The organism is Kitasatospora sp. NPDC028961, from assembly GCF_055564815.1.
In genome coordinates this window covers 1-5347 of sequence record NZ_JBVHVO010000029.1, presented here as the reverse complement: position 1 = coordinate 5347, position 5347 = coordinate 1, and the positions used below count along the sequence as shown (strand labels likewise).

Annotated in this window: 5 protein-coding genes; 3 read left to right on the top strand and 2 right to left on the bottom strand. The window is 76.2% G+C overall.

Annotated elements, in window-relative coordinates; translation table 11 throughout:
* The first annotated feature begins 230 nt into the window (after positions 1 to 230).
* Positions 231 to 899 carry a hypothetical protein gene (locus ACZ4UX_RS31250; protein ID WP_465709073.1) on the top strand — a complete coding sequence of 223 codons (669 nt, stop codon included), beginning with the start codon at positions 231 to 233 and terminating at the stop codon, positions 897 to 899.
* Positions 900 to 1008: 109 nt separating this feature from the next.
* Here the strand turns inward: ACZ4UX_RS31250 and ACZ4UX_RS31245 are convergent, their stop codons facing one another.
* Both ACZ4UX_RS31245 and ACZ4UX_RS31240 read right to left on the bottom strand, forming a co-directional pair.
* On the bottom strand, positions 1009 to 1641 hold the full coding sequence (locus ACZ4UX_RS31245; protein ID WP_329485772.1) for an FMN-dependent NADH-azoreductase: 633 nt from the start codon (positions 1639 to 1641) through the stop codon (positions 1009 to 1011).
* A gap of 301 nt (positions 1642 to 1942) precedes the next feature.
* A complete protein-coding gene (locus tag ACZ4UX_RS31240) occupies positions 1943 to 2599 on the bottom strand; it encodes a GPP34 family phosphoprotein (RefSeq protein WP_465606079.1) in 657 nt (218 codons plus the stop codon).
* A gap of 211 nt (positions 2600 to 2810) precedes the next feature.
* Between ACZ4UX_RS31240 and ACZ4UX_RS31235 the strand changes: the two genes are divergently transcribed.
* Together ACZ4UX_RS31235 and ACZ4UX_RS31230 are read left to right on the top strand one after the other, a co-directional pair.
* Positions 2811 to 3599: a maleylpyruvate isomerase family mycothiol-dependent enzyme gene (locus tag ACZ4UX_RS31235; protein ID WP_465709072.1), complete on the top strand. Its 789-nt coding sequence runs from the start codon at positions 2811 to 2813 to the stop codon at positions 3597 to 3599.
* Between the two features lie 407 nt (positions 3600 to 4006).
* Positions 4007 to 5239, top strand: coding sequence for a serine hydrolase domain-containing protein (locus tag ACZ4UX_RS31230; RefSeq protein WP_465709071.1), 1233 nt, complete (start codon positions 4007 to 4009; stop codon positions 5237 to 5239).
* Positions 5240 to 5347: the final 108 nt, after the last annotated feature.

The following is a 5347-nucleotide window of genomic DNA, read 5'->3' as shown; positions in this document are numbered from 1 at the left end:
GTGGTATTGGTAGGTGGGCGTCGAGCCCCCCCCCCCCCCCTCGCTCGCGGCCAATACGTACTCCCCCCTCCCCCCCCCCCCCCCACCCCCTCCCCCCCCCCCCCCCCCCCCCCCGCCCCCGCACCATGACCTCGCCGTGCGGCGCCTCCGGCAGGAGCGCGAGCCCGCTCCTCGCGTTGTCGGCGGCGTGTGCCAGGCTGGGCCCGATCCACCTGAGGAGGAGCAGCATCATGCACAGGCCGAGCCGGCCCGAGGATCTGGACCACGGTGACCGGGTGTGGGCGAGGGCTGTCGCCTTCGCCCTCCTGGAGGCCGCCCACGGCAACCCCGAGGGCTACTGGCTGGACGAGCACGGGGTGTGGTGCGACGCGACGGGCGGCTCCTACTGGTGGCGCGTCACGCGGTGCGAGGGCGGCGGCATCGTCTTCTGCGGGCAGGACTCCGACGGCAGCCGGACCCACGTCGACGGCCGGCAGATCGACTTCCTCGCCGGCGGCCCGTCGTGGCTGCCCTGGGAGGCGCTGCGCGAGGACGCCGAGGGAAACCTGTTCGGCTTCGTCTACTGGTGGCAGGCCGGGGCCTGGCACCGCATCCCGTACCCGGAGTCGCTCGACGACGACGGACTGTCCGGCGCCGCCGGGTGGTTGGGCTCGGAGGCGGAGTTCGCCGACGAGGCGGCCGAGCTCGCCGCCGTCCGGCCCGCGGACGCGGCGGCGTTCACCGATGCGCTCGCCCGGTTCGTCCGGCACGCCGAGGCGCGCACCGTGGACGCCGCGGTGGTGGCGGACCTGCTGGCGGCGGCCGGTCCGGAGCACGAGGACCGCCGTCCGCTCCTGCTGAAGCCGGCGCTGGACGTCGCCGAACGGGCCGGGATCACCCGGCCCGCCAGGCTCGGCTGATCGCCCCGGCCGGGGCCACGGCCGACGTGGGACGTGAGCGGGGCCGCCGCCGGGAACCACCCGGCTGCGGCCCCGCGACCCACCGACAGGACTACCGCATGACGGACCCTCAGGCGGCCAGCGTCTTGAGCGTCTCGAACGCGGTGTCCCGGGACTTCTCCGCCAGCGGCTTGAGCGCGGCCATCTGCGGCACGATCGCGGCCAGCGTCAGCTCGGCGTGGACGAAGGTCAGGTCGTCCGCCAGGCCGATCGCGCCCAGGACGGCGCGCAGGTACGGCTCCTGGTAGTCCCAGCCCTCACGGGGGGTGCCGGGGGCGTAGGAGCCGCCCCGGGCGGTGACCACCACGACGGACTTGCCGCTGAGCAGGCCCGGGTCGCCGCCGGGAGCCACCATGTGGGCCGGGGTGACGAGCCGGTCCACCCACGCCTTGAGCGTCGACGGGATGGTGTAGTTGTACATCGGGGCGCCGATGATCAGCGTGGTCGCCTCGCGCACCTCGGCGGTGACCGCCTCGCTGAGCGCCCGCTCCTCCGGGGTCTCGCCGTGCTCGCCGCTCGGGTCGAGCAGGGCCTCGCGGACGGCGTGCGTGATGTGCGGGACGGGCTCGGCACCCAGGTCGCGGTAGACGTAACCGCCGTCGGGGTGGTTCTCGCGCCACTGGGTGGCGAAGTAGGCGGACAACTCGCGGGACACGGAGCCGTCGTGACGAATGCTCGCGTCGATGTGCAGCAGGGAAGGCATGAAGGCGACCTCGGGTTGTATCAGGGGCGAATCAAAGCATCGCCACCGGTCGGCCGCGTCAGCGGTGTGACGCGGTCTCCGGTGCCGTTGAACCACGGGTGGTCATGGCCGGACACTCGGCCAGGCCCCCCGGACGCGTCTCCGCCGCCCGTTCGGCGCCGGTACGCGATGTCGACGGTAGACATTGACGCCGACGTCAAAGCAAGCGCTTCACCACTCCTGCCCACTCGCTGCGTCGACGAACCGGCTCCGCGGCGCCCTGCTCCGCCGCTCCCCCACCTGTCCGGCCGGCGCCCCGTGCTCAGCCGCCGCCCATCCCGCCCTGCGCGGCCACCATGGTCGTCCCCAGCCCGTCGACCGCCTTGGCCAGCCCGGGCGCCCGCTCCCCCAGCCGCGCGGTGAGGGCCGCGATGCGCCCGGCGTGCGTCCGCTGCTCCTGGCGCGACAGCACCAGCCGCACCTGCCCGTGCGCGGCCAGCGCCGCCAGCACCGCGTCCGCGAACGCCACCTCGCCCACCGGCTCCTCGCCACGGACCAGTTCGGCCACCCGGAGCTGCCGGTCCAGCGCCTCCCGGGGGTCGGGCATCGCCACCGGCCGCCGCGGCACGACGGGGCCGTAGGGGTCACGGTCCCGGACCGTCAGCACGCCGAGGACGGCCAGCCGCTGCTCGACGGCGTCCAGCGTCTCCTCGCGGCCGCGTTTGATCCACGACTTCCAGCCGCGCCGCCGTGCGGCCACCTCGGCCAGGACGGCGTCCAGCACCGGGTCCCCGGCGGGGCCGGCGCCGGGCGCCACCAGCACCCGGCCCCGGCCGTCCTCGACGAGGTCACCGCGGTGGGCCAGCTCGGCCAGCGCGGCGGCGCGCAGCAGGAACCCGGCCCGGGTGCGGTCCTGGAGGGCCTGGGCCCGGGTGTCGTAGGCCATCAGGTAGGTGGCCAGGTGCAGCGGTCGGCTCATACCGCCGACGATACGGCGCACCGCCCCGGCCGCCATCCGCCCGCAGGAGGGCATCGGCCTCCCACCTGCGGCGTACCCCGCGGCACGCATCCGAACCAGGGAGCTGCCCGGCCCCGGCCGCACCGGCCGCACCGACGAACCGGCCGCACCGACCGACCGGGGAGAACGGCCTGCGGGGGCCGGTGTCGGTGGCCCGGCATAGCGTGGCGCCATGACGCCTCTGGACCACGACCGGTACTGCGCCGAGATCGTCACGCAGACCGACCTACTGCGCGGCACCGTCGCCGGGGCCGACCTGACCCGTCCGGTGCCGTCCTGCCCCGGGTGGAACGTCGGCCAGCTCCTGCGCCACCTCGGCGGCGGCCAGCGCTGGGCCGAGGAGACCGTGCGCACCCGGGCCGCCGGGCCGCTCCCGGACCGGCACTTCCGCGATCTCGCCGCCTACGCGGACGAGGACCCGGCCGTGGTCGGGCCCTGGCTCGCCGAGGGCGCCCGGCGGCTGAGCGACGCGCTGCGCGAGGCCGGCCCCGACGCACCGCTGTGGACGCCCGTCCCCGGTGGCACGACGGCGTTCTACGCCCGCCGCTTCACGCACGAGACCGCGGTGCACCGCGCCGACGCGACGCTGGCCCTCGGCGCGCCCTTCACCCTCCAGCCGGACGTCGCCCGCGACGGCCTCGACGAGTGGATGGAGCTCGGCTCGCTGCCGATGCACTTCGAGGTCCACCCCCGGACCAGGGAGCTGCCCGGCCCCGGCCGCACCCTGCGCTTCCACGCCACCGATCCGGCCGGTGCCGAGGGAGCCACGGACTGGCTGGTCGACCTCACCGGTGACACCCTCGCCTGGCGCCACGCGGACGAACCGGGCGCCGTGACCGTCAGCGGGCCGCTGACCGAGCTGCTCCTGCTGGTCTACCGGCGCCGGCCGCCCGGGAGCGTCGGCGTCCAGGGGGACGCCGACCTGCTCACCTTCTGGCTGGACCGGGTCGGCTTCGGCTGACCGTCGGGGCGCCGGGGGTGAGGAGGCGGCTCTCTGCCCCGATCATCACCCGGACGGGTGCGGATCGGGGGCGCCTCGGCGGCGTGCGCGGGGGGGCGAGGGCGGGGTCGTGCTCGGACGTCCGGGTGCCGGTCCCTTGAAGGGTCGGTCGCAACGGCCGGCCCGTGGAGCCGACCGTCACCAGCGCCGGCCCCTGCGCCGACTTCTGGCTGCCGGGGCTCGTCGAACTGCGGCGACGGGACGGACGGCCGCGGTCGATAGGCGGGCTCCTCCTCCTTCCGGCGGAGCCCGCACGACACCCCCGGGGGAGGCCGTCGCGACCTCGGGCGGACGCCCGCCCCGGCGGGCCGGGGGCAGGCTGGCATCAGCCGGAAGGGAGTCCGGCGCTTCTCGGGAGGGACACCGTCATGACCGTCAGCACGCCACCGTCAAGGCTCCGCCGCTCGGCCGTCGGAGCCGCGATCGCCACCCTGACGACGGCCGGCCTCCTGGGCACCGCGGCGCCGGCGGCCCTCGCGGCGACGCCCGGTGGCGTCGTGGCCACCGTCCCGGCGCGGCCCGTGACCGACGCCGCCACGCTGGACCGGGCGATCCGGGCCGTGGTGTCGGAGGGCGGCTCCAGTGCCGTGCAGGCCGAGGTGCGCGAGGACGGCCGCCGGGTGTGGCGGGGCGCGGCGGGCGTCGCCGACCTGCGCAGCGGGGCGCCGGTGCCCGAGGACGCCCGGTTCCGGATCGGCAGCGTCACCAAGACCTTCGCCGCCACCGTGGTGCTCCAGCTGGTCGCGGAGGGGAGGATCGCCCTGGACGCCCCGGTCGAGCAGTACCTGCCCGGGGTCGTACCGAACGGCGGCGCGATCACCGTGCGCCGGCTGCTGAACCACACCAGCGGTCTCTACAACTTCACGGACGACGCCCGGTTCAGCACCGAGGGCGAGGCGGCCGAGCGCTGGCTGCGGGTCGGGCGCTGGACCACCTACCGGCCGCAGGACGTCGTCGACCTCGCCAACGCCCACCCGCCGTACTCGGAGCCCGGCCCGTGGCACTACTCCAACACCAACTACGTGCTGCTCGGGATGATCGTCCAGCGGACGACCGGGCACTCCTGGGCGGACGAGGTCGAGCGCCGCATCATCCGCCCGCTGGGCCTTTACGGGACGTCGATGCCCGGCTCCTCGCCCTTCGTCCCCGGGCCGCACGCCCACGGATACCTCCCGCGGGCCGACGGCCCGGTCGACATCACCCTGCAGAACCCCTCCGCCTTCGGGCCGGCGGGCGCCGGGATCTCGACCACCGCCGATCTCACCCGCTTCAATGCCGCGCTGCTCGGCGGCAGGTTGCTGGGCCCGGCCGAGCTGGCCGAGATGAAGCAGCAGGTCACCACGGACACCGGGGGCGGCTACGGGCTCGGGCTGGTGCGGTACCCGACCGCCTGCGGCGACTACTGGGGGCTCAGCGGCGGGATCGCGGGCTACGGCACGATCGTGATGGGCGACGCCGCCGGGCGCCGGCAGCTGGCGATCTCGCTGAATCCCTACGAGCTGAGCGAGGCGACCGGCCGCACCTTCCAGGCGTTGATCGACACGGCCACCTGCGGCAGCGCCGCCGCGCCCACGGCCTCCGCCGCCCCGCCCGGCCGCTGACCCCGGCGCGGCCCCCGGACCGGCGGGGGGGGGGGGGGGGGGGGGGGGGGGGGGGGGGGGGGGGGGGAGGGGAGGGGGGGGGGGGGGAGGGGGGGGGGGGGAGAGAGG